This is a genomic window from Flavihumibacter sp. CACIAM 22H1 (assembly GCF_001601815.1).
Taxonomy (GTDB): domain Bacteria; phylum Bacteroidota; class Bacteroidia; order Chitinophagales; family Chitinophagaceae; genus Flavihumibacter.
The window spans coordinates 61090-85987 of the sequence record NZ_LUKG01000009.1 but is presented as its reverse complement, the minus strand read 5'-3'; the positions used below and the strand labels follow the sequence as shown (position 1 = coordinate 85987).

At 41.3% G+C, this 24898-nt stretch carries 14 protein-coding genes, 1 tRNA gene and 1 pseudogene; 6 read left to right on the top strand and 10 right to left on the bottom strand.

Translation table 11 applies throughout. From position 1 onward, the window contains the following. The 3 genes from A1D16_RS04800 to A1D16_RS04790 all read right to left on the bottom strand — a co-directional run. Nucleotides 1-533 (bottom strand): hypothetical protein (locus A1D16_RS04800; protein WP_290708115.1); only part of this gene is annotated, 533 nt, incomplete at its 3' end. 45 nt (nucleotides 534-578) lie between these two features. Further along, nucleotides 579-4457 carry a hypothetical protein gene (locus tag A1D16_RS04795; RefSeq protein WP_290708113.1) on the bottom strand — a complete coding sequence of 1293 codons (3879 nt, stop codon included), beginning with the start codon at nucleotides 4455-4457 and terminating at the stop codon, nucleotides 579-581. Nucleotides 4458-5201: 744 nt separating this feature from the next. Continuing rightward, nucleotides 5202-5381 carry a hypothetical protein gene (locus A1D16_RS04790; protein ID WP_290708112.1) on the bottom strand — a complete coding sequence of 60 codons (180 nt, stop codon included), beginning with the start codon at nucleotides 5379-5381 and terminating at the stop codon, nucleotides 5202-5204. A gap of 221 nt (nucleotides 5382-5602) precedes the next feature. On the opposite strand from A1D16_RS04790, the gene A1D16_RS04785 reads away from it, so the two are divergent. Together A1D16_RS04785 and A1D16_RS04780 are read left to right on the top strand one after the other, a co-directional pair. Then, nucleotides 5603-8488 (top strand): BREX system ATP-binding domain-containing protein, encoded by a 2886-nt coding sequence (locus A1D16_RS04785; protein ID WP_290708111.1) that lies wholly within the window; start codon nucleotides 5603-5605, stop codon nucleotides 8486-8488. Then, nucleotides 8485-10632 (top strand): DEAD/DEAH box helicase, encoded by a 2148-nt coding sequence (locus tag A1D16_RS04780; protein WP_290708110.1) that lies wholly within the window; start codon nucleotides 8485-8487, stop codon nucleotides 10630-10632. Before A1D16_RS04785 ends, A1D16_RS04780 begins: the two co-directional genes overlap by 4 nt. A gap of 212 nt (nucleotides 10633-10844) precedes the next feature. Here A1D16_RS04780 and A1D16_RS04775 read toward each other — a convergent pair whose 3' ends face one another. The 6 genes and pseudogenes from A1D16_RS04775 to A1D16_RS04755 form a co-directional block, all read right to left on the bottom strand. Continuing rightward, nucleotides 10845-14042: an RNA-directed DNA polymerase gene (locus A1D16_RS04775; RefSeq protein ID WP_290708109.1), complete on the bottom strand. Its 3198-nt coding sequence runs from the start codon at nucleotides 14040-14042 to the stop codon at nucleotides 10845-10847. Nucleotides 14043-15021: 979 nt separating this feature from the next. Further along, nucleotides 15022-15329 (bottom strand): annotated as a pseudogene (locus A1D16_RS21690) (DUF6572 domain-containing protein). 539 nt (nucleotides 15330-15868) lie between these two features. Next, a tRNA-Ser gene (locus tag A1D16_RS04770) sits at nucleotides 15869-15959 on the bottom strand. Between the two features lie 78 nt (nucleotides 15960-16037). Beyond that, entirely contained in the window at nucleotides 16038-17471 is a 1434-nt protein-coding gene (dnaA, locus tag A1D16_RS04765; RefSeq protein WP_290708108.1) for a chromosomal replication initiator protein DnaA, read from the bottom strand. 94 nt (nucleotides 17472-17565) lie between these two features. Beyond that, on the bottom strand, nucleotides 17566-18504 hold the full coding sequence (locus A1D16_RS04760) for a metallophosphatase (RefSeq protein WP_290708107.1): 939 nt from the start codon (nucleotides 18502-18504) through the stop codon (nucleotides 17566-17568). After that, on the bottom strand, nucleotides 18494-19252 hold the full coding sequence (locus A1D16_RS04755; RefSeq protein ID WP_290708106.1) for a 5'-nucleotidase C-terminal domain-containing protein: 759 nt from the start codon (nucleotides 19250-19252) through the stop codon (nucleotides 18494-18496). The genes A1D16_RS04760 and A1D16_RS04755 overlap by 11 nt, the downstream gene beginning before the upstream one ends. A 137-nt stretch (nucleotides 19253-19389) precedes the next feature. Between A1D16_RS04755 and A1D16_RS04750 the strand changes: the two genes are divergently transcribed. From A1D16_RS04750 to A1D16_RS04735, 4 genes are all read left to right on the top strand, one after another. Continuing rightward, nucleotides 19390-20946, top strand: coding sequence for an FAD-dependent protein (locus A1D16_RS04750; RefSeq protein ID WP_290708105.1), 1557 nt, complete (start codon nucleotides 19390-19392; stop codon nucleotides 20944-20946). An 86-nt stretch (nucleotides 20947-21032) separates the two neighbouring features. Next, a complete protein-coding gene (locus A1D16_RS04745) occupies nucleotides 21033-21980 on the top strand; it encodes an ABC transporter ATP-binding protein (RefSeq protein WP_290708104.1) in 948 nt (315 codons plus the stop codon). Nucleotides 21981-21997: 17 nt separating this feature from the next. Next, complete coding sequence (locus A1D16_RS04740; RefSeq protein ID WP_290708102.1) at nucleotides 21998-23296, top strand: ABC transporter permease; 1299 nt, start codon at nucleotides 21998-22000, stop codon at nucleotides 23294-23296. A 194-nt stretch (nucleotides 23297-23490) separates the two neighbouring features. Beyond that, the gene (locus A1D16_RS04735; protein WP_290708101.1) at nucleotides 23491-24321 is read left to right on the top strand and encodes a hypothetical protein; all 831 of its coding nucleotides are present in this window, start codon (nucleotides 23491-23493) and stop codon (nucleotides 24319-24321) included. Nucleotides 24322-24428: 107 nt separating this feature from the next. On the opposite strand, the gene A1D16_RS04730 is transcribed toward A1D16_RS04735, so the two are convergent. Next, entirely contained in the window at nucleotides 24429-24854 is a 426-nt protein-coding gene (locus tag A1D16_RS04730; protein ID WP_290708100.1) for a carboxypeptidase-like regulatory domain-containing protein, read from the bottom strand. Nucleotides 24855-24898 lie beyond the last annotated feature (44 nt).

The window sequence follows — 24898 nt, the reverse complement described above, 5'->3', positions numbered from 1 at the left end:
AGGCCCGTATTCGCTAACTGGCTCAGCAGCTGTTGCCGGCGTTCCAGCAGGTGCTGCTCAACGTAACTGCTTTGCGTAAAGCGTTGTTGCAACGCGTTGTAGGATCCCAGCGAGGTGGTAAGTTCTTTTGGAAGCTGTTGACGGACTCCCGGTAACTGCTCCTGGGCCAGGAAACGAAGCGAACTGTTCACACTGTCCAGCCGGCTGCTGTAATAGTGTTCTCGAGCTCCACTGGTCTTTGCCCGTTCAGCGGTGGATTGCTCCAACGCTGCATACACCGAATCGATGTTCCCCAACAACTTCTTGGCTTGCGTGCTGTCTTTTTTATAGAGCTCCTTATAGAGGCGCTTTTCCTGTTTCTTAATACGGGCTAAATATTTTTGGCTTTGTTGCGCCTGCCGTTTTTCTGCCTTCGCCGCCTGCTGGCCCAGTTTACCCAGTAGTTTGTTCGGAAGGGTCAGCGCCTGCTCCGCACGCTCGCTCCAACTTACCCGCTGGGCCTGAGCAGGCACTAACAAACAGCTGAGCAGCAAACACGCAATATTTATACATAACGAACGCATATCAGTCGATTCGGTTTAATTGCTGGCATTATAATACTCGTACTTAAACTGCTTTACCACTTTACCCTCATTGTCCCGGATACGTAGCAATCGACCCAATTGATCGTACTCATAAAAATTTAGTCGCCCATCCGTCTCAGCTGTAGAAGTAATCATATTGCCAAGGCCATACGTATAAGTCTTGATTGATGCACCTACGGGAAACAACCGTAAATCATCGATTGGAATTGAAGAAAAATTCACCACTACAGAACTAACCCCATTTACAAACTGTGTATGAAAATACCAACCGTCTACAGGAGTACTAGAACTCGAATACGGCTGACCTGAACTACCAGGTATTGAAATCCTGTTGGCTGATCGCCGCCAATAACTCACTACGTAAGTCTTTGTTGGATCCAATCCTGATTTTGCCAACCCTCCCCCTCCCGTAGAGCAGTAGGAACCCGTACGAACATTACTAGTAGTAACATTAAACGGAGTGATTGTGCCTGACCACCCCCCATCCGTAGAAACTCCAAACTTTTCAAATGACGTAAATGCTACATCTGACAAAGATGCACCAGACACTTCTGCCGTTACCCGAGTATTGGACCAGTCATATATATACGACACCGCATACCCTCCCCGTTTCTTAACTTCATTTACAACACTACTACCTCGCATCACTAAAGAAGCATCCAACTCATAACGTGCATCTCTATTTAATGTACTTCCTGAAATTTGAACGGGCGTAAAACTAATAGAAGGTGCTAATAAAGGAATAGAAAACTGATTTTCAGTATGAACAATTTGAGGTAATGCAACTGAATAATTCTGCTTATAATACATTGAACCAATCAATAAATCATTTTTGAAATTCTGCTCTTCAATAACTAAGTTCCTTCCATTGAGACATAAATCATAAATAGGCTTCAACTCAACATCTCCGCCATTCTTTGCGTTAACAAGATTTGTAAAGTAAGTATTGTTGCTATTTGTAAAATTGTTCTTTCTACAATCAATATAATTTCTACGGATAGTATACAGATTTGCATAATGATTTCTGCGTGCAAGTCCCCTGCACTCATCAGTGGAACAAGCCGCATGAATACTGGAATAATTACTATTCTCAGCATCAACCGCAGTATTATACTCAAATACGCAACTGGATAAACCCTCATTCAAAGGGGCTTGAAAATCAAGAGAATATTTACGAATTGTTTTTAAGATATCTCCTTTGGAACTGGACCTGCTAATAACTGTAGGAAAAGTATGCCATTTACTTGAAAAATCAGTTACAACAGTATTACTCAGAACATGTCCACCAATTTCATACTTTCTAGTAATTTCCGTTGATCTTATTTTCTTTTGAGAAATAATCTTGTATTCAGTTGCAGTAATAAATGTAGATGGAGGCGTAAGCTTATATGAAATAATACCAGGCGTAAAAATCTCCGAAGATTGATACTCTGGAATAATTTCTTTTGTCTCAATTAAATTTCCTGAATTATCATAACTGCCCGTGTATTTCAATTCACCTCGTTTAAAGTCAATAGGGGGCGGCGCTTCAGGAAAATTCGGAATTGTTAAACTACATGCAGCTTTGGGAGTAACATTACGATGAGCCACATCCGAATAATCAAAATCCCAAAAATTCGAACCGTAGAACCTATAAATTTTATATCCATTTCCTACCTGCGACACTTTAACCTCATTATACCCAATATGTTGCCCCTGAGTATTCTCCATTGGACGAATTGGTGCTGCCGATACATAATAATTACGAGTTGGACCAAAATCACAAGACTCACAACCATTTGAACTACAAGGATTTAATTCATAACTAACAGATCCGTTAGATAATACTTTTGGAACATAAACAAGATTATCATTGCGTATTACTTGAACGTAAGTTGGTCGCATATACAAGATTCCACTTGATCTAACACCATCTAAGTAAGTATAATTTGTTACAATCTCACTACCAGATTTTTCTGATACTTTAGAATTCAAAATTCGCAACCCACCCACAATTTCATTTGCTTCATATTGATATGGCTGCATTTCAAACAAATTGATAGAACATCCTTCGCCAGTACTCCTGTTTGACATAACTAAATACAAATAATATTGTCCAGGGGGAACTTCAAATGTCAAGCTATTACTTCTGGTTGAATTGTTCACATTGATCTGATGGATTATTGAATTTGAAGTATTCTGAAGATAAACGGTAGCCGACATATTGGTTGTCTGCAGCGAACTACTTATACTTATTGTTATCTTATAGGAATTGGCAGTAAAATTAAAATATGGACTTGTATATGAGGGGACGTAAGAGCCATCAAAGCCTATACCTTTATTGTGTATCAATGTTTGGTTGTATTTGTTATAGCTAACCCAGGTCCTATGTGGCTCCATTTCAAATTCGTGTGTACCACCGGTAGGAAATTTTATCTTTCGCAGTGTCCCACCCCGCATAGCAGGCCAATTCGCATCACGATTCGCCATGGATACATTTGTATATTTATCAAGCGTATAACTTGCTATCAGAGTATTATTATTAATTACCCCATTGTAGTACCCCCAATGATCCTGACCAAATGACAATCTTCTAGGAACCTTTTCAGTGTAATACTCAAAATAATAAGGAGGTATCTTAATTAAACTATTGCAACTAGATTCCTGAATTGAATCGAGACGTAATCTATAACGATCCGTATTAATAGTGTGATTCGAAATAGTTCCATTTAATGGGCTTGTTGCATCATAAAAATAGCTGTAATTGAACTTTATTTTTTTACAAAATGAACTATCTAAAGATCTAATCTCAATTAAATCCAAAGATTTCGCCGAAACATTCGGTTCATCATCGTTAAGTCCATTTGAAGAGGTTCCAGCAAGGTCAATACGTGTTGATCCAGGAATAAATCTCATTTCACCGTCTGTCCATGTTATTTTTTTTAATCTTACACCATAGGTGATGTTTTTAACAAGCGCATATTCTTTTTTGGTTGATGAATTCAATTCTGAATTACTTAATGACATCATTGAAATTGTTGGATAAGAATATAACTCTGATTCATATTCCAATAGTATCTGAAACACTCCATCATGTGTTTGAACTTTGTTTAAATACCAAGCGGAGGTAGCAGCTGTAGGGTTCATTCCATTAATAGCAGTCCATGGATTTGTTCTTTCCACAGGATCCGTATCAGTATTAGATGGCGTTGCACCAAAAAAATACTTTATACCATCAGGTGTTGTTATGATAAATGCATCAATACTCTTATTAAAGCCAGCCTCATAGACATATTCAATCTTTAAATCTTGTTGCGGAAGGAGAATTGGCATTCTATCCTCACCAAAAATAAATTTTCCAGCATAGGTGCCAAAAGAAAAGCTGAACATATCTGGCTCACCGTCACATCTTCCTGCATTTAAGTCTAATAATTTAGGGCTTGCAGATACTCCTTCAACTTCCATGTAACTATGGTACCCATTATTGGTTAAATGTGATCCCATATTATTATTTACTGCAGGACCGGCACCTGTTTGCGCCTCATCAGGAATTCCCTGAACAGTTCTACTAATGAAACCACCTGTTGTTAATGCCCAACCTGCTCCTACCCAACTAGCAGGCTCCATTACTTTTAATCCACCGGCATGATAACTTAATGAAATAGGTAATTCGATAGGACCTTGTTTGATTGTATAAATTGGAATTCCAATAGTTGGAACTCCTGTATGAAGGTTTACTGGAGCATCAACAAACTTACCTAATGATGCAGCATTTGGCGATGCTATACTTACTTCATTAAACGGATTCTCTTGTCCGAAGGAGACGAATTGAATCAGCAAAAAATAAACAATCCAAAATCCTATTACTATAGGTCTATTAATGATTTGTTTCATAAGCAATAACAACTTGAGCAAATGGTTATTTAAGGAATGTGAAAATATTTTAGATTTTCAAAGAAAAGCAACCGTTAAAACACGGTAAAAATGCTAACTTAATTAGTATTATTGAACACACCCTTCTATCATATTGATTATCAGACAAAAAATAAGCTGATTAAAAATTACAAAGAAGTTTTTGAATGATTAAAATACACCAACTGGCTTTTAAGAAGTACAGAAACCAATAATATAATAATAAATACACATATCTTACTGAACATCATAAAACTATACTACAATTATTAGCATCAATACTTTTGCAATCTCACAGAAAACATGCACCGTATAAAAGAAAAAGCAACTTCTTGGGCGTGGGTGTAACTGTCAAAAGCAATCGTTAACAGATATTCAGGCCGTCCGCACCATTTTTAATACCCTGCAGGGCAAGATCGAATAACGTGACAGCATGGCAAAATTAGCAATCAGGCTCTTAATACTCCTGCCCAATATTGTAACCCAGACCTTAACCTAAAAACTCTCATCCTCCAATCATTTACCTAGTTTTCCTTACAGGAACTGACCAACCACTGAAGGATGACTGATGGATAACACGTGGTTTACCGTTAAAAGAGTTTTTTGTCCGCTCTTATCCGATGCCTTATACTTACCTCAACGGAGCCAGGCCCTTATCAGAAAGACCCACTCCTACCCTATACTGTATTTGTCACTAAGGCCCGAATGCCTGCAAAAGCAATTCTTTTACTGGTAATAGTTGCTTCCATCTTCAACCTCTAACTCACCCCTTCCCCCCTTCCACATTACCCACAAAATAGCAAAACGATACCCAAACAGCAGCAAGCGCGCAAAATATCCCCTGATAGCTTCTGAAGGAATGCTGCTCAGGGTATCAACATCATCCTGCTCATGACCAAAGAGCATGCAGAAAATGCAGGCCTTGTTTTCAGAAGTGCCAAGCGGCTATACCAAGGCGCCTTCCCCCGAATTACGGAAACCCGTAAAAAATCATAGTGGCGCAGAGCTAATTTCGAAACTAACGGCAAAGCCTTACTGCAGGTTAATAAATCACCAGCCAGCTATTATTGAATGGGTTTGTTTATGCCAAAAAATATTGATTATCCCATATAACCCCCAGCCCTTCTATGAACCTTCAAGAAATACTCCTGAAGTACGACACGGTTGTACTTGATCAGATCTCATCCGACAAAGTTGATGAAGCCATTAACTTAAGACTGCCACAGCCGGTAATTGTACAGGAAATTGTTTCAGCCCTTAGCTCACAGTCCTATATCTCCGACAAAATCCTTTACGGTCGCCCACCCACGTACGCTATCCTGAACAGCATTTTGCAATCCGCCGGCTATATGTCTGACGTGGAGGGTTTTAAAGCCAGGGTACTGGAAAACACAAGCCTTCTGAAAGAAGCAGCCAAATCAAATAAAAAAACCCAGGAAAAATACCCCCAGCTTTATATCAAAATTCTAAAAAAAGCATGGGAAAACGATGGCATCATCGATCACAGCGAAGCACATATCCTGGAATTGGTAAAAGAAGAATTGGGTATCTGGGACAGAGAACACTTCGTACTTATGCACGATGAATCCATCCTGGGCAATTGGGACCTTGAACACGAATATTACGCCGCCAGGAACCATTTATTGAGCACAGGTATTTTATTAGCAGTTGACAGCTCTTATGTCATTGCTGAGGAAGTAGCCCTACGTATTAAAAAAGTATTTGGAATTGAAATATCCGATAACGCCTTCAAGCGACTACTAAATACCTTAAGTAAAGATGAACTAACCGTTGCGCTTAGTTTCTTTGCATTAAATGTTAGCGGGTATAAGGACCAGATAATTGATCGCCTGCTTAACAGTTTAATTCCGCCCTCTGAAATTTTAAATGCTTATAGCCTCGAATCATTAAGGGATATATGCAGAAGAAACAATATTTCCAGCAGTGGGCTAAAAAATATGGTAATTGCCAATATCATTGAATTCTTTGATACAGCGGGCGATTTAAAAGAAAAGAGTATAGAAGAACCAACATCGATTGTACCCAAAGAACCGGAGCCCAGGGAAATGAATGCCGATAACTACGCCAGGATACTGTTAAACCTTACCGGCCAGCAGTTATATGATGTGATGTACAAAAACGAGTTAATGGTTAGCGGCACCAAGGAAGAAAAAGTAAAACGTATTGTAGAAAGCAACTGGTCAGAAAGAGCCATTTTCAGCCAACTAAGGAAAGAAGACCTGTCACAACTATGTCGTAAACTAGGATTGCACAGTACGGGAGCAAAACAAGAACTGGTAGACCGGATCATAGACCATATACCAAGTTCAATTTCAAATCAACTTACCCCGTTTGCACCTGCAGACGCTACCATTGATCTTCCTACCGCTCCTATGCTGCTTCCTGCCTCCGAAATTAATATAGAACAGGATTTTCAAGAGCAGATCCCCCTACCTGCTAATTGGCAGGAGGTGAATCAGAAATATCCGGAGCTGGATCACAGCGAAAAAGTTGTAGTGGCGATACTCAAAGATGCCAAATCCATAACCGAGCAGGATATTGAACGGATAGTTGTCAAACACCGGCTTGGCTGGTTTTTACATAAAGCCAACATGGCCGAACTGATAGCTAAAATGAAGCGGTTTGGCAAAAAAATTGTTCAGATAAAAAGTATTCAGAATGCAAATATCTACCAATGGGCTGGCAATGAAATCCAGGATGAAAATATATTAGAGCGCAAATCCGCCCGCGATATTATTGACGCCTTGCGCCACGGAGTGGTACCGAACCATAATCTTGCCTTACTGGCAGTGGGACAACCAACTGTCCGGACACACTTATCAGGATTATTAGCAGAAGTTGCCGCTGATAAGTCGCATTTCAAATTCATCAGGGGACAATACGGTTCCGGTAAAACATTCCTGTGCAGCTGGTTGAAAGAATATGCGCTGGACCAGGAATACGCTGTCTCTTTTATCAATATCGGGCACGACCAGCCTTTATCAGATCTGCCGATCTTCTTTTCCGGTTTAATTGCCGGCTTAAGAACTCCGGAAAAAACAGATTCCAGCGCCCTGGTAGATATCCTGGAATCCTGGTTGCTGAATATCTATACCAAAACTGCAAAAATGGAACAATTAACACCAGATAATTCGGCCAACCAGGAAAAGCTGAACCAGATAGTGGATCGAACCATTGAATCAGAACTTGCCAGTTTAAACGATATCGAACCCGGATTTCCACAGGCGCTGCGAACCTTTTATGAAGGGAAAGTAAGTGGAAATATGGAGTTGGTTTCAAATGCCGTTTCCTGGATTACAGGCAGCCGATCCCTTTCCGCCCAGGCACTTCGCGAAATCGGTGTAAAAGGTAACCTGGAAGCCAATAATGTATTTCCCCGGATGCGTGCCTTGTTAAAAATCATAAGCGGAGCCCGGTATAAAGGGCTGCTGCTGCTGGTGGATGAACTGGAATTGATCCGGAAATTTCCACACGCCCGCCAAAGAGAACAAGCACTGGAAACCCTGCGATTACTAATTGATGAAGCTGGCAGAAATGCACTTCCTGGCTGTTTACTGGTGTTTACCGGTACCGATGAATTCTTTGAAGATGAACGTTATGGCTTAAAAAGTTACGAAGCGTTGTCAGAAAGAGTTATGTCCCGGGTAGACCATCAATCCTTTGTGAGCATGCGGCAACCCATCATCCGCCTGGAAGCCCTGAACAAGGAAAGACTAAGCCATGTTTTACATAAGGTCAGGGACCTCTACGGAAATGCCTATAACTGGGATGCAAGCCAGTTTGCAGACGATGTTACAATTTCAGACTTGTTACATAACTGGACTATGTCGGGAGATGAAGTAGTAGACAGAAAACCCCGTCCTATTCTTCGGGAGTTTATACAAATGCTGGATCTCTGCGAAGAAAACAGAGGGGTTTCTCTTGCCCAATTTCTCAAAAAAGATCCACAGACACCCACCTATTCTACACCAACTAAACACACAGAACAATGATACATCAATTGCATCCCCGCTTGCAGGATCATGTAGCGGATAAGTGGCGGGGTGGATTAACAGACATCCAGCAACAGGCATTTGATCCGATCTATAACCTACAGGATTGTGTTATTGAAGCCCCTACCGCCGGTGGTAAAACAGAAGCAGTGCTGTTTCCACTATTATCAAGGATCGCTACAAATAAAAACCAAGGGATAAAAGTATTGTATATCGCTCCTTTAAAAGCCTTACTAAACGACCTGGCTCTTCGGGTATGCGATTATTCAAAAAAATGCTACCTGGAGGCTTTCAAATGGCATGGAGATGTCAGCCAAACGGATAAGATCAAGCAGATGTTATTTCCCTCCGACATTTTGCTTACAACCCCGGAATCGCTGGAAGCAATTCTCCTACGAAAAGCAAACTGGTTCAATGTTTTTGCCAACCTGGAAACAATAGTAATTGACGAAGCTCACTATTTCGCCTTAACTGAAAGGGGATCTCACCTGGTTAGTTTACTGGAAAGATTAACAAACCCGCTAAACCAACCAGTTCAGCGGATCGCTATTACGGCTACTATTGGAAATCCGGAAGAATTAATGCGTTGGTTACAACCACACAGAAAAGGAATGGCCATTAAAGTTGCCAGCAAGAAACAAAAAGAAAAGGATTTTCAGGTTAAGTTTTTCAAAAACGATGGGGAGGGAATGGATGTAGCTCTCTACAGTGAACTGATTCGCCATAAATCAATTGTGTTTTCCCGATCCCGAAGCTTTGCTGAGGCCCTGGCAGGAAAACTGAATGAGATTAAAAAAAAAAATGGACACAAGTACCCATTAAAAGTAAGAACGCACCATTCTTCAGTCAGTAAATTCATGCGGGAGGAGGCGGAAAGATTAATAAAAATAGAAAAAGGCGAAGGAGATCTGAATGCGATCATATCTACTTCTACCCTTGAATTGGGAATTGATATCGGAGAACTCGACAAAGTAATTCAGATTGAAGGATTGGCAAGTGCCGGCTCCTTTCTGCAACGGGTAGGAAGGACAGGCCGGCGAGAAGGAAAGCCACAATTCTTTAGAGGATTTTGTAGTGATGAGGACGAACTACTGCTGCTCATTGCCAGTGTCAATCTAGGATTGCAAGGCATTTCTGAAAACGTATTATTCCCCAAAAAAGCATTCCATATACTGGCACATCAGATTATCTGTTTAACACTCCAAAAACAAGGAATAACACCGGATAAATGCTGGGAAATTTTAAAAAACGTTTATTGCTTCTCCTCGATATCCCGGTTAGAATTTGACGAATTAGTTACCTATATGATTGAAAGAGACTATTTAAGAAAACTGGGCGCTGATTTGTTGGTAACCGGAGATCAAACCGAGACCGAATTTCTTAAAATGAACTACCGGCCACTATTTGCCATTTTCGATAGTGGTCCGATGTATGAAGTGGTAAACGGCAAAAATACCATTGGAACATTGGATACAGCATTTGTTCAAACCCTGACTAAACCATTTGTCTTCATTCTAGGGGGCAAAGAATGGCAGGCAAAAGAAATCGATCATGAAATGCAGCGTGTTAAAGCCGTGGAAAACAGATCAGGTATTCCCCCCAGATGGGTAACCTACCATGGCTCAGATATTCCATTTGAAGTAGCCCAGGAAGTGGGAAGAATAGTACATTCCCAGGAAGAGTTACCCTTCCTGGATCGAGATGCCAAATTGGTCTTAAAGCATTTCCGGAATAGTATCTCCGAAATATATTGGCAGCAAGGAACCTGGGTTGTTTCAGAATCAGAAGAAGGAATGAGTACCATTCTCTGGACATACTGTGGAGATAAAATAAACCGTGCCATAGCGAAAATGGCTCTTGTGCTGGAGGGAGTTGAATTAAAGGTAACTTATCGATACGTATCATTTAAAAAACATAACAAACGAGAGATTTTTGACTGGCAAAAATTTATTGAAAAACTAAAAACCTATTCCGCTGAAGAAATGACCGACCTTGCAATAAATCATGTGAAAGCATCCTGGTTTTCCAAATTTAGCAACTGTCTGCCAGAGGATATTATAAAGAAAACATCAATCTATAAATCAATCGATTTTATCGGATTAAATCAACATTCGAAATTTTTGAAAATTAAATTTAAAAAGTAGTACTTATTAAACAAAAATTGAACCAAATAGTCAATATTCAGAATGTATCCCTCTAGTTTGCTAATTGACATGTGTAGAGGTTTTCGTTTTACTCTACTTTATATTTTATACAGGGCAAATTTACTACCTCGACCTTTGGATAGTTAATTATACAAGTCGATTATTCTAAAAGTTACATGCTTGGGTAAAGGCAAGTATCAATTTATAAAATTTTAAATCCAAAATCTTTTGTTATTAATTCGATCAAGTACATTTTTTCTATCAAAATCAGGTGGCGTGGGTTTGAAACTATTTTGATCCTTTTGCAAATCATATTCCATAAGCTGAAAGCATCTCAACGATTTAATCTTTAAGATCCCTATCATTACTATCGAAGTTTCTCCGCCTTTGACCTGCAACAGGTCTCTATTATAGGATTGCGCCGGTTGCAATATTCTAGAATCTCCATAGTCTGAGGAATTTACCTGGATAAAATAACAATGCATATCTCTTACCCATGAACCAGCTATTTCTGAAAAATAATTTACATCCTTATTATATTCAGAAGCGATAATAAAGTCAATTTTCGACTTAAATATACCTCTGTCTTGAATATCTGCAAGTTCAAAACAGTTATAAGTTGAAAAGTATGCCCCCCTCCAATGAAATAAATTATAAGTCTTAGAAAGAACCGGATAAACTTCACTAGGGATAATTAAACGGTAGCCTTTTAAAAGTTTCTTTTCTTCATGCGAATAGTGGTTTTTTAGCCTTACGTTTATAAGGCAAGTATTATAACCATTCTTCTTAATCGGAAGAATCGTCACCATAAAATTAAACGCAAACTTATGTTGATTGATCCAGTGCTCTAGCCCGGCCACATAGCCAATATTTCTGCGACAAACCTGATATGCTAAAAGGCTCAGCCACTGGTAGGGTATACTTACTTCAGGTAAGATACACAGGTCACAGTGAGCTTCTTCCACAGAATTTATTAAATCAAATAATTCCTTACGACGAGTCTTGCCAGTGTTGGGTTTACCTAGAACGCTTGCCATCAAATTCGAGTGTTCAACTTTGACATTTGCAACTGCAATCTTTTTGTCTTCGTTAGAGATTCGTGAACCAGCATCGTTTATTGAAACAAATCTTTCAATTCTATTTCGATTTCTATCACTATTTGTAGAAACATCTTCATATATTGAAAAGTATTTTTCTTTTGCCTTGTTTATTTCGCTACCTGTTGATCTAGTGTGATCCTGCCTCCACCTATTATTAAGGTTCCAATATAGATTAAAGGCCTTATCATTAATGGTGTTTATTTCTTCGACTGTGTTATTTGTTTCGGTCTTAATTGATTCGACAACTTTGAAAAAATGTAAAATATTAATTTCGTGATAGCGCACGTATTTAGGCGCAAGTAGGCTTAGCCTATCATTTAGTTCCAATGATTTGCAGTCCGGGTTTCTCTCATCTTTTAATAGCTGAACCTCTAGATTTTCGTCAATATTGGGATATCTAAGAAGATTTAGTCTTCCATTATTTTCGAACAGGTAGTTTGTGTAATTTATAGCAGGTAACCCTATCCAGGCATGTCTAAACATATTTGAATACCTTATAGATTTCGCAACGCCTCCCAATTCTTTATTTTCTATATCAAATTTTGGATCATTCAAAAAATCCAAGTTATATGCAAGGGGGGTAGCCATAGCAATGGTTAGAAATCTTTCTAAGTCTTTGGCTAAGTATTCTTTAACCTTCCCCTCGAAGTCCTGTTCATCGTATTGGGTATAGATTATTTTTTCTATTGCGTTTTTTGATTGTCGATAAAATTCTATGTATTCGTCCGGAAGGTTATTAATTAAGAAGAATGTAGCAACCTTTTCCCATAGGCTGTGGAAATTCAAACCTATCAGCCCTCGAAAGAAGGTTAAAATTTGTCTTGACGTTTTACTGTCTGCTTTTTCCAGGTTCAAGCTTGTTGCAAATATTTTACCAGTTAGGTATTTGGAAGCACCATATTTATCTTCATCTAACCCCTCTATACTCCTTATTTTATTGACTGAATCATTATACCTAAGAAAGACAGCTTCTTCTTCAAATTCCTTCTCGGCTTCATCCTCATCAGGTAGAAAGCGGAATTCACTTCGATTTTTATCAATATTTTTTTTGAAATTGTTTAAAATGGCAGGCGACTCCGAACTATCAAGGTCCTGAAGAACCACTTTTTTACTTTGTATAAGTAGGTCTGGTTTACTCTTAAATGCAAACCGAACGCGGTCGGCCTGTTCTCTAATCCTGCATTCATCAGTTTCGCTGGCTTCGGGTTCATTGTATTTGTAGCTATATTGATAGCCATCACCAACTTTTGTTTTAGAAAAATCAAACAAATCGCTCAACTCTGAGGGATTGTCAAAAATGAATAGATCTCTTCCAACAAAATATTTTTCTAGAAAATAATTTATTGGGGAAATAGCAAGACTATTTATTGAGACATTGGTAAGTACAAAAAGAAGGTCGTCAACGTACCGGCCATAATATGCAGGATTCAAAGCTTCTTTAACCTCCTTATCAAAATCTCGCAAGTAAAAGTTGCCAAGGATACCGGAGGACAAAAGACCAATAGGTAGAATTGTCTCGTTTTCATTAAGTTGGGGTATTTTTTTAATTTTAGAAATCTTATGGGTGTATTCAGAATTTATCATCGATAGTAATTCGAATAACCTTGAATTAATCTCTTCACCCATCGATTCAACTCCCTCAGCGATGATAAATTTTTGGAGGTCGGGGAGATTTAATCTAACAGAATTGAAATAGTCTTTTATGTCTAAACTTAAAATGACTAAGTCTTTCTTATTCTCAAAAAGTTGTTCAGCCGTTTTAATTGCATTATCCCTCCAGGTTTGATACTGTATAAAATACGGCTTGTACAGTTTCATGCCATTTATGCTTTCTTCTTGCTCCCCCACTTCACTAGTTATTTCTAACTTGTATGCATAACTATCCTGGTCAATCAACTTTTCCAATACTGGACCGATCCGAATCAACCACAATACTGAGATAATGTGTACAATAATATCTGCATCGATAAAAACATTAATTCTTTTAAGAATTATGTTTTCTTCCAGATTCTTATTTGTAATTATTTTGGAGTTATTCTTTTTGAAGGATTTTGGAGTAATTGAGTAGTTTATATTTTTTTTAAAGAAAGTTTTCCATACTTCATTTGAATTATTGTTTATCATTTTAGCTATCTTTTCCATTTCAAGCCAAAATGCTTTCGTGTATTCATTTTCGTTATTATCTGTTATACTGTTTTCGAAGTCAGCAATTCTCTTTCTGATGAATTGAGAAGTGTTGTCGTGATAAAAATAATTTTTGAGTTTTTTATACGCATGAAAGACTTCCTCTTTCGTAAAATTTACTGGCATCGACGGCAATATTGATTGAAACTAATCTTGTCAGAAATATAAAGTTACTTTTTTGATCATATGTTGCAAACGTAAAGGAGAATTTAGTAATTGCCCCGTATTGCTGAATAAGGTGGATAATCTGTAACTCTAAGATTTAAAATGGGTCAAGTCATTTTTATATGCAAGCGCTGAATGGATTTAATCACGACCGCCGATTTCAGCAGACCATTGTTTGCCGGATTCGTTTGACCACAATACATACTCAAACTCAAAACGTTGAAGGATAGTTAGAAAACATTATTGATTATCTATCACGACTATAGGTAGTCAATGACACTAATACATCCAACAAATATTGTAGAAAACACACTAATTATGTGGGTATCTTTCTTTCGGTGGTTGATAAATTAATTAATGCCTTTTAACTTTGCACAAATGTTTCATAGATGCAGTTCAGCCGCCATATTGCCAAACTATGTTAGCGGTTCGTTGTTCTCTTTTTTCGAGCAGTCTGTTTAATGTTCGGAATGTTTTTTAATTTTCTGTTTTGTCGTTTGAACCCACTCCACTTATGTATCATAATAATCTTTTTCTTTTAGCAGTTGGGAAAAGACTCCAATTTCAAAACTCAAAACTGTCTTTCCATTTATTTCAGTCAGATAATATATATAATTTGTATCATATTGCATTGCTTCGAGTTCCATTTTAGGTAGATACAAGCTCATCTTTAATTTATTGGGCTTGTCAAATTCCTTTACGGTCATTTTTGAATAACATTCCCATTCAATTACGCTATTAAGGTGCAGGTGTACGTCAGAATAATTTTTGCCAAACCGTCTGTTGTGCGCTGTGCGGTGGTTTGATAAATGTTTCAAAAAAATGATTCATATTAGCGGTTGCAGTACAATAAAATGATCCTCCTGATTTTGCTAGATTGAAACACAAACATTTTTCACAACGTGTTTATATGTGATTTTTTGAATTACTATCGAATTGTTTACCAACAAAAGGAAATATTGATTTCTTGAATTTTCTCTTTACAGAGTTTAAGAAAGTGCAAAGCTGTATTGTCTGGTTGATATTTAATGGCGATCTGTATAACTAAATTTCTATTTTTTGGGTCTGGATATTCTTTGAAAACTTGTCCAGATTCAATAAAAGATAGGCATGAGCTAATTTTGTTTTGCAATATTATTAAATGTTCATTTTTTTGTCCCAAGGGAAATGGTCGAAAATGGTGAGCATAATTTCTCCATCGGGGGATGTACTAATGAAATCTACTTTATTGATTTGTTCGACGCTCATTTTAGGGTCGCTTCGATTGTTAGCATTGCACACAATGCATTTATTTACGCAATTAGACGTACTTCTATATAAATTGAACTATTCTTTATCAATCCCTTTCTTCGCATTCAGGTAAATTATGGTTGCGCAAATGTGTTTTTTCCAGAGAAAGACACTTGCTGTTGTGTTTCTACGAATTGTAACTTATAGATTTTAATTTCCAGCGCCCTCCACCCAATAGCTTCGCCACATGAGTCCCATTTCGAGTCTCAACGGTTTAGTATCAACAATATAAATCTTTTGAAAATCTTTTTATTCCGGGAAACCGTATTTTCTCTGCGCACCGGGAAAAATACCCCCCTTTCCGAAATCCCTCCTGAACTGAAGCTAAACCGAACCTAAACCGAAGCTAAACTGAAGTTAGAACGGTTGCGGACTTACCAAACACTTAACGATGAGCGAAGCCGGAGTACTGAATGGTGATCAACTACTGCCAAATGGACGATACTCCCCCAACGGCACAAAAAAAATGCAGCCTTCAAAGAAGACTGCATTTCCTGCGGTGAGGGAGGGATTCGAACCCTCGGTACAGGTTTAAGCCCGTACAACGGTTTAGCAAACCGGCCCTTTCGGCCACTCAGGCACCTCACCTACCGACCCCGAATCTCATTCAGGGAGCGCAAAAATAAGTATTTAACGGGTTCCCACCCAAATATTTAGCACTGTTTTTTACAAGCTCGCCAACTGCACTTTCTGCTGCAATTCCATCACATTCTCCCGGAAGATCGTATCCGTATCCATCAGATCCTTCACCGTCTGGCAACTGTGGATCACGGTCGTATGATCCCGACCACCAAAGTGTTCACCGATGGTTTTCAAGGAATTCTTTGTAAAAGACTTGGCCAGGTACATCGTTATCTGACGCGCCTGCACAATCTCCCGCTTGCGGGTTTTCTGCAATAATTTATCGTAGGGAACATCGAAATAATCGCACACCATCTTCTGGATGGCTTCAATAGTGATTTCCTTGGAAGAGGTCTTCACAAAGTTACGGAGTACTTTCTTGGCCAAATCGAGGTCAATTTCCCTACGATTAAGCGAAGATTGTGCCAAAAGCGAAATCAAGGCCCCCTCCAGCTCCCGCACATTGCTGTTGATATTATATGCCAGGTACTTCACTACCTCCCGCGGCATATCCAGGCCATCATTCTTCATTTTCCGCTCCAGGATCTCAATCCTCGTTTCATAATCTGGCACCTGCAAATCTGCACTCAGCCCCCAACGAAACCGGCTCAGCAAACGCTCCTGTACCCCTTCCAGGTCCTTCGGCGCCTTATCCGATGTCAAAATCAGCTGCTTACCACTCTGGTGCAAATGATTGAAAATGGCAAAAAATGCATCCTGCGATTTCTCCGCCCGGTTGAAGAACTGTACATCATCAATGATCAATACATCTATCAACTGGTAAAAATGTATAAAATCATTGATGGCATTGTTCCGGCTATGATCCACAAACTGGTTGATGAATTTCTCCGAACTCACATACAACACCACTTTATTCTGATTCTGCCGCTTAACCTCGTTTCCAATAGCCTGGGCTAAATGGGTTTTACCCAAGCCCACCCCTCCATAAATAACCAGCGGATTAAATGAATTTGCCCCAGGTTTCTCCGCTACTGTTTTACCAGCCCTGCGCGCTACCCGGTTGCAATCACCCTCTATATAAGAATCAAATGTATAAATGGGATTCAGCTGTGGATCGATCTGCATCTTCTTCAAACCCGGAATGACAAAAGGATTTTTTACCGGGTTGTTGATCACCAGGGGAAAATCCATTTCATTATTCGCATAGGTCTTGTACCCATGTGCAGGTACATCCATCGTCAATGGCTTGTTCTTATGATTTCCACTATCTACCATGATACGATATTCCAACTGCGCGTCTTTCCCTAACACCCTGCGCAATGTTTTTGCTAACAGGTTTACATAATGCTCTTCAAGATACTCATAAAAAAACTGACTGGGTACCTGAATAACGAGTACGGTGTTTTTGAGTTCAACGGGTTTGATTGGTTCGAACCAGGTTTTGAAATGCTGCCACTCCACGATATCCTTGATGATCTCCAGACAACTATTCCAGACTGTATCTAAGGTTTTGGTCATTTGTGAACGTGAAGTTTTTTTTGTTAGTAGTACGTTGATAAAAAATTAACGTAGGGGGACGAATATCAAATTTTTTGTTCGAAAAAAAAATTTTTTACTCACTTGTTTTTTTCCCAATAATTACACGGTGAGATGCCTCCAAATTTTTCTTCTTATTTCGCTGAAACCCAAAGTCCATGCGGCCTAGAAGGATTCCAGCCCACCCTACCTGATTCACTATTACATCCGATCCAAATTTATTTTTATACACAACAGGTGCATCTAAAAACGTATGTGTATGTCCGCCAATTATCACATCAATATGTGCCGATTCACGTGCCAATATTTCATCCGATACTTTGTTCGCTTCTTTGTAGCGGTACCCCAAATGCGACAAACATACAACCAGGTCACAGTCCTCTTTTTGCTTCAGATGAGCTGCCCACCGATTCGCTGCCAGAATCGGATCCGAATAAATCGTGTTTCCAGCCAGGTTGTCAGGCACCAGCCCCTTCAACTCTATACCAACACCTGTTAGTCCAATTTTCAAACGGCCTTTCCTTATTATATGGTAAGGTCTGGACTTCCCTTCCATAGGTGTATTCGTGAAATCATAATTAGCAATTACCACCGGGAAATTGGCATGCTGCAACTGGGTGGCAAAATTTTCTAGTCCGGCATCGAAATCATGATTCCCCATCGTCACTGCTTCATATCCCATAGCAGCCATGGCTTTGATCTCCGGCTCGCCTTTATAAAAATTAAAATAAGGAGTGCCCTGAAAAATATCGCCCGCATCTACCAATAATACCTGTTCAGTACTTGCCCGTATGTTGCGGATTACTTCTGCCCTCGCCGCTACACCACCCAGGCCCTGGTTCCTGCCGCCATCCATCGGAAAAGGATCAATACGGCTGTGTACATCATTGGTATGCAGGATGGTAAGTTGGTTTACCGGTGTATCTTCCTCCCGTTCCTGGCCCAGTACCCCCTGGGTTAACAAGGCACCCGTTGCCAGGGAAGCTGTTTGTAAAAATTTTCTTCTATTGAGCATACCGCACCCTGTTTTCTAATTGCGCATTTATTTTTTTGCCTGCTGCTGTAATGGATTGAAAATAATGCAGGAAAGCATCCCGCACCAGCACACCTTTATTTGTTTGTGGAATATTGACCAGCATATTGCAATCATCGCCACCATTGGCGATATAGTCGGAATTAGCTACCCGGTAGCTGGCCGAAGGATCCAGCGGTTTACCGCCTACCAACACCTCCACTGCTTTTTTATCTTTTATGGTGAACTGCACCCCGGCCACCGGCCAGCCACCTTTTTCTGCAACCCGGTTCAGGAACTCCTGCAACAGCTTGCCGGTAAGTTCCTGTACAACCAACAGGTTATCGAAAGGCATTATTTCATAAACTTTACCAATCGTAAGCGGTCCGGCTGGTAATTGCGCGGCACGCACCCCGCCATAATTCACAAAAGCCGCAGCTATATCCGCTCCGAATTCTTTTCTTGCCTCGGCCAGCATAGCATCGGCCAGCAAATTATTCAACGTACCTTCCGGCATTTTCTTTTCCATTTCGCGCTCCAATATGCCCACTACCGTATTCATATTGCTGTTTACGCTATCGGAATAAGGTTTTAGCAGGGATTCCAGGTCCTGGCTCCTGGGAGCTTTTGCAGTAATGCGAACGGTATCGTATTGTACGGCGGAAGGCGTGTAAGAAACGGCACAACCGGCTACGGAAACTAGGGCCAACAGACCCGCAATTCGTATGGACGCAGACGAAAACATGGACATAAGAGAACACTTAAGGTACAACTTTATTGATGTGGCAGCACCTCAATAAAGGGGTGCAAATATAAATGAAGTGTTTTTACGCGACGGTTAAATTTAGACCACCTATTTTTGTCCGGTTTTAGGACAACTACCTAACCATGCAACAGCAATACACCCTCCAGGTCAGCCCGGAAGAAGCCGGCAACCCCACCGCCATTACAGCTTACCTGGCCCATGCCAGTGCCAGAGCGGCTTCCGCAATTACCGGTTACCATATTCTCAAAAAATCGATCGATGCCCGTGGGCGGCAAATACGTGTAAACCTGACACTCAAAGCCTTTATTGATGAACCTTTCGTGGAACGGAGCAACCCACCCGTCCATTTTCCGGATGTTAGCCGGTCTGCCGAACAGGTAATTATAGTAGGCGCAGGCCCCTGTGGTATTTTTGCCGCACTCCGGCTGATTGAGCTTGGAATACGGCCGGTTTTATTGGAAAGAGGCAAGGACGTGCGGGCCCGGCGGCGCGATTTGGCTGCCATGAACAAGCAAGGCCTGGTTAACCCGGAAAGCAATTATTGCTTTGGAGAGGGTGGCGCCGGCACTTATAGCGATGGGAAATTGTATACCCGTTCCAATAAAAGAGGCAGTATTGACCGCATCCTGCATCTTTTTGTACAATTCGGCGCCGATGAGCGCATTCTCTACGAAGCCCACCCCCATATCGGTACCAATAAGCTGCCCCATATTATGGTGGCCATGCGGGAACAGATCCTGCAAAGCGGGGGGCAATTTCTTTTCGAAGAAAAAATGACAGGGCTGGAACTGGAAGCAGGCCGTATTAAAGCCGTACTAACTGCCTCGGGCAACCGCTATGAAGGTGCGGCAGTAATACTGGCTACCGGCCACTCGGCCCGTGATGTTTTTGAACTCCTGCACCGGCAGCAGATCCTGATCGAAGCCAAACCTTTTGCCCTGGGCGTACGCATCGAACACCCGCAAGCCCTGATCGACAGTATACAGTATCATTGTCCCACCCGCGGTGAATTCCTGCCCCCTGCCTCCTACAGCCTGGTGCAACAGGTGGGCCAACGCGGGGTATTTTCTTTTTGTATGTGCCCGGGCGGCATAATTGCTCCCGCTTCTACCGCGCCAGGAGAACTGGTTGTAAATGGCTGGAGCCCCTCTAAACGTAATAACCCCTATGCCAATTCGGGTATGGTGGTGAGTATTGAAGAAAAAGACTGGCAACAGGATGGCTCTCCCCTGGCTGCCCTCGAATTTCAAAAAAGGGTGGAACAAAAGGCTTTTGCAGCCGGTGGCGGCAAATTGGTAGCACCCGCCCTTCGCATGACCGACTTTGTTAGTAAGCGCCTTTCGGCCGATTTACCCGATTGCTCCTACCTGCCGGGCATCAAAGCCGCCCCCCTCTGGGAACTGCTGCCCGATTTTGTATTTAAGAGCCTTGCAGCGGGTTTTACCGCCTTTGGCCAGAAAATGCGGGGGTACTATACCCGCGATGCCGTGGTAGTAGCCACCGAATCACGCACTTCATCGCCCGTAAGAATACCCAGAGACCCCGAGTTGCTGAACCACCCGCAGGTAAGAAATTTATACCCGGCCGGGGAAGGCGCCGGTTATGCAGGTGGTATTGTAAGCGCTGCTATGGACGGGGAACGAATTGCACTGCAACTGGTGGATACGCTGCGGCGATAATTTTTTTCGCCGACTGGTGTAATAAATCCGCTTTCAGCGCATCCAATACTGCAGAACATTTAAACACTAAACCAACAACACCACATATGTCTTTATTGGATGTACGAAACCTGAAAAAATATTACGGAGCACACAAAGCCGTGGATGATATCAGTTTCTCCATTGAACAGGGAACCATTTTTGGCCTGCTGGGTCCGAACGGCGCAGGTAAAACCACCTTGCTGCGCATGATTACAGGTATCTTTTACCCCGACGAGGGACAAATAAATTTTGACGGCCGCCCTTTCCAGGCCGAAGAAGATATTCTACGCATCGGTTATATGCCTGAAGAACGTGGCCTGTATAAAAAGATGAAAATCGGCGAACAGGCGATGTACCTGGCCCAGTTAAAAGGACTATCAAAATCCGACGCGCTGGATAAAGTAAAAAACTGGTTCGAGAAATTTGAAATGCAGAGCTGGTGGAATAAAAAAGTAGAAGACCTGAGTAAAGGAATGGGACAAAAACTGCAGTTTGTTACCACCGTATTACATGAGCCCAAACTTATTATCCTGGACGAACCCTTCAGCGGGCTGGACCCCGTAAATGCCAACCTCATCAAAGAGGAAATTTACCAACTGGCCAAAAGAGGATGTACTATTATTTTCAGCACCCACCGGATGGAACAGGTAGAAGAGATCTGTGATCAGATTATACTGGTGAATAAAGGCAAAAAAATACTGGATGGCACTGTACAGGGGGTAAAACAAACCTACAAAAAACACCAGTTTACGCTGTTGTCCGAAAAAGGCATACAACTGCCCGCTTCAAGCCATTTCAGCCTCGTAGAAGAAGAAGGTGCAGCTGCTGGTTCTGCTTACACCATTCAACTGACAGATAATTCCAGCACCAATACCGTATTGGAAGAGCTGATTCGAAACCAGGTACCGATTTATGGCTTCTCAGAGATCCTGCCATCCCTGAATGATATTTTCATTCGCCTGGTAGAAGGCACCCACGCCACTACCCGTGCCTTTCAGCAAACCGCCTCCTAATCCAACAAAACAGACACATGAACAAGACATTTATTATTATACAACGCGAATTTTTATCGCGTGTTAAGAAAAAAACCTTCCTGCTTTCTACCATTCTGCTGCCGATCCTGCTTTTCGGCTTATACGGATTAATAATCTATTTCAGCATGAAGGGTGAAGACAATCTTCGCGTAGCCATTGTTGATAGCAAGGGGCAGTTGGAAGGAAAAATTCAGTCAGATGCTACTATTGAATTTAGCTTCCTGAAACAAAGCAATATCGAAACACTGGAGCAGGACCTGAAAGACAAAAAATATTCAGGTTATATCATTATGCCCGATAGCCTGGGCAAAAAAGACAGCCTGCAATACCATAGCCGCACCAATGTGGGATTGATGACACAGGGAAAAATTGAAAGCCGCATTAATAAAGCGCTGGAGAAAAACAGCTTACAACAGATGCTGGCGCCGGGCATTACCCTGTCTCAGGTGGAAAGCAATAAAACCTCTATCAACCTGAAAATCGAAAAATCGGACGGTAAAGCCGGCAATGCCGGGTTTGCTACTGCCCTTGGTTTTATCTGTGGATTCCTGATCTATATTGTACTCTTTATCTATGGCAGCATGGTAATGCGCGGTGTTATGGAAGAGAAAACCAACCGTATTGCCGAGGTAATGGTGAGCAGCGTAAAACCTTACCAGTTGATGATTGGTAAAATTGTGGGCATCGGCGCTGTGGGACTGGTGCAATTCCTGATTTGGGGAGTGCTGATGTTATCGCTGCAACTGCTGTTACCGATCCTGTTTCCGCAGTTATTGGAGCAGGCGGGCACGGTACAGGGTGCGGTGGAAGTTGCCAATGCCGGTGGAGGAAAGGCTTCGATGGTTACCACCATTCTGAACAATATGCAGTCAGTTAATATGACCCTTATTATTGTACTATTTATCCTGTATTTCCTGGGTGGTTATCTTTTGTATTCTTCGCTTTTTGCAGCAGTGGGCAGTGCAGTGAATGAGGATCCGCAGGATGCGCAGCAATTGATGTTGCCGATTACCATGCCCATCATTTTCGCTTTTGTTATTATGATGCAGACGATCAATAACCCGGATAGTGGCCTGGCCCTGTTTGGAAGCCTGTTTCCTCTTACTTCTCCCATTGTTATGATGGCCCGTATACCTTACGGGGTACCCGCCTGGCAATTACTGCTTTCGATTGGCCTGCTGATCGGCGGTTTCCTGGGCACTACCTGGCTGGCAGCCAAAATATACCGCACCGGTATTCTTATGTACGGTAAAAAAGTAACCTGGAAAGAGTTGTGGAAATGGGCCATGACCTGATGCTCCTCCTATAATTTCAATTTTCTATAAAAGACCAGTGCCCGCACTGGTCTTTTCCTTTCCCTCCACCCCTCCCCCTTCCTCCTTCCCCCTTCCTTTCGTTAATTTTTTCCCAATCCCCACCCAAGACCCCTTACTTACGAATAAATTCGTAATTTCATACGAACCAATTCGTAATTCATCAACCAACTACTATGAATCAATTCAAAGGACTGTTATTAGCCACTGCTTTATTCGGCAGTGTATGTTCCGCTTATGCATTCCCGTTTTTTCACGGAAACGGTCTTATGGGCGGACTAATCAGCGAAGGAATCGCTGAAGAGGAACACAAAATAGCATCGGCAGCTTACCAGGATGAGCGGGTAGATACAGTACCTCAATCACTGGAAGCCCATATCCTTTCACTGGAGAAAGCAGAAAAAAAACTGACGGAAGAATTACTTGCAAAAAACTGGCAGGAAGTGGAAAAAAGCATCCAGACTGCCTTGGCAAAAATAAACTCCGGCGAAATTGAACGCACATTGGCCAAAGCCATGGAATCCATTGAACAATCCAAACAGCAACTGGCCAAAGAACTGAAGGAACTTGACATTAAAAAATTGTCGGCACTTACTGAAAAGGAAATGAACGCGCAATTGAAAGCACTGGATAAAGAAATGCAGCAACTAAAAATAGAAATACAGCAAGTAAAAGCCGATACCCGGCAGCAGCAACAGAACCTTCAGCGTGAGTTAAAAAGAACGCTGCCCTCTATTGAGCAGGAACTAAAAAAAGCAAAAGAGGAAATCAGGTCCACCCAGGAAACCTTTATCGGTTACCGGGAAATGATTGCCGATATGAGCCGGGATGGCCTGCTCACCGATGTCGCCAACTACCGTATTGAATACGATGGAAGCAGCCTTCTTATCGACGGGAAACTGCAGCCGGCTAATGTTTTCAAAAAATATATGCCCTATTTCAAGGGTAAAAAAATAGTACTTCAAAACAAGCAGAACAAATTCGACATTCTTACCGATCGAGACTAGCAATCGATGGTGTATACACCTTATCCAAACTGCACCAACCTTATCAACTGTGAAAAAAAAGAGCCTGGAAATGAACCAGGCTCTTTTAATATAGCTTATATGAACGTTCAGTTGAAAATTCCATCAATCAGTCGAAGTGCGGGGTGTTCAAAAACCACTGCTTCTTCCTGCAAATCAACCGTAAGTTTCATAACAGATTTTTCTTTCAGGCAAAGCGCTGATTTTTTAAGCATGCGGTACCCTTTTTTATCAAAATAGATCAGTACGTCCCCTGCCGGCAATTCATCCAGTCTAAAATAACCGGAGGCATCGGTTGACACTTCTTTTTTGAACGTCTTTTTTGAGTAGCTGGCAGAAACGACCACACCGGAAACAGGCTTCCTGGTAGCTGCATCCACCACGTAACCATGCACCGTTCCCTCCTCTTTGGGCAGTTCGCTGCCAGGTTTAGGTTGGGTGCCATTATTGGCCAGGGCCAGTTGGGTGCCTAAAATAGTTCCGGTTAAGAGAATAAAGGAGCGGAAATTTTTCATAAAAGCAGTTTTTCTAGTACCTGGTTTCCACGGCAGTCCTGAAC

Coding starts and splice junctions, on each gene's coding strand:
- A1D16_RS04795 (WP_290708113.1), bottom strand. CDS start 4,457: ATGAAACAAATCATTAATAGACCTATAGTAATAGGATTTTGGATTGTT.
- A1D16_RS04790 (WP_290708112.1), bottom strand. CDS start 5,381: ATGCTCTTTGGTCATGAGCAGGATGATGTTGATACCCTGAGCAGCATT.
- A1D16_RS04785 (WP_290708111.1), top strand. CDS start 5,603: ATGAACCTTCAAGAAATACTCCTGAAGTACGACACGGTTGTACTTGAT.
- A1D16_RS04780 (WP_290708110.1), top strand. CDS start 8,485: ATGATACATCAATTGCATCCCCGCTTGCAGGATCATGTAGCGGATAAG.
- A1D16_RS04775 (WP_290708109.1), bottom strand. CDS start 14,042: ATGCCAGTAAATTTTACGAAAGAGGAAGTCTTTCATGCGTATAAAAAA.
- dnaA (WP_290708108.1), bottom strand. CDS start 17,471: ATGACCAAAACCTTAGATACAGTCTGGAATAGTTGTCTGGAGATCATC.
- A1D16_RS04760 (WP_290708107.1), bottom strand. CDS start 18,504: ATGCTCAATAGAAGAAAATTTTTACAAACAGCTTCCCTGGCAACGGGT.
- A1D16_RS04755 (WP_290708106.1), bottom strand. CDS start 19,252: ATGTCCATGTTTTCGTCTGCGTCCATACGAATTGCGGGTCTGTTGGCC.
- A1D16_RS04750 (WP_290708105.1), top strand. CDS start 19,390: ATGCAACAGCAATACACCCTCCAGGTCAGCCCGGAAGAAGCCGGCAAC.
- A1D16_RS04745 (WP_290708104.1), top strand. CDS start 21,033: ATGTCTTTATTGGATGTACGAAACCTGAAAAAATATTACGGAGCACAC.
- A1D16_RS04740 (WP_290708102.1), top strand. CDS start 21,998: ATGAACAAGACATTTATTATTATACAACGCGAATTTTTATCGCGTGTT.
- A1D16_RS04735 (WP_290708101.1), top strand. CDS start 23,491: ATGAATCAATTCAAAGGACTGTTATTAGCCACTGCTTTATTCGGCAGT.
- A1D16_RS04730 (WP_290708100.1), bottom strand. CDS start 24,854: ATGAAAAATTTCCGCTCCTTTATTCTCTTAACCGGAACTATTTTAGGC.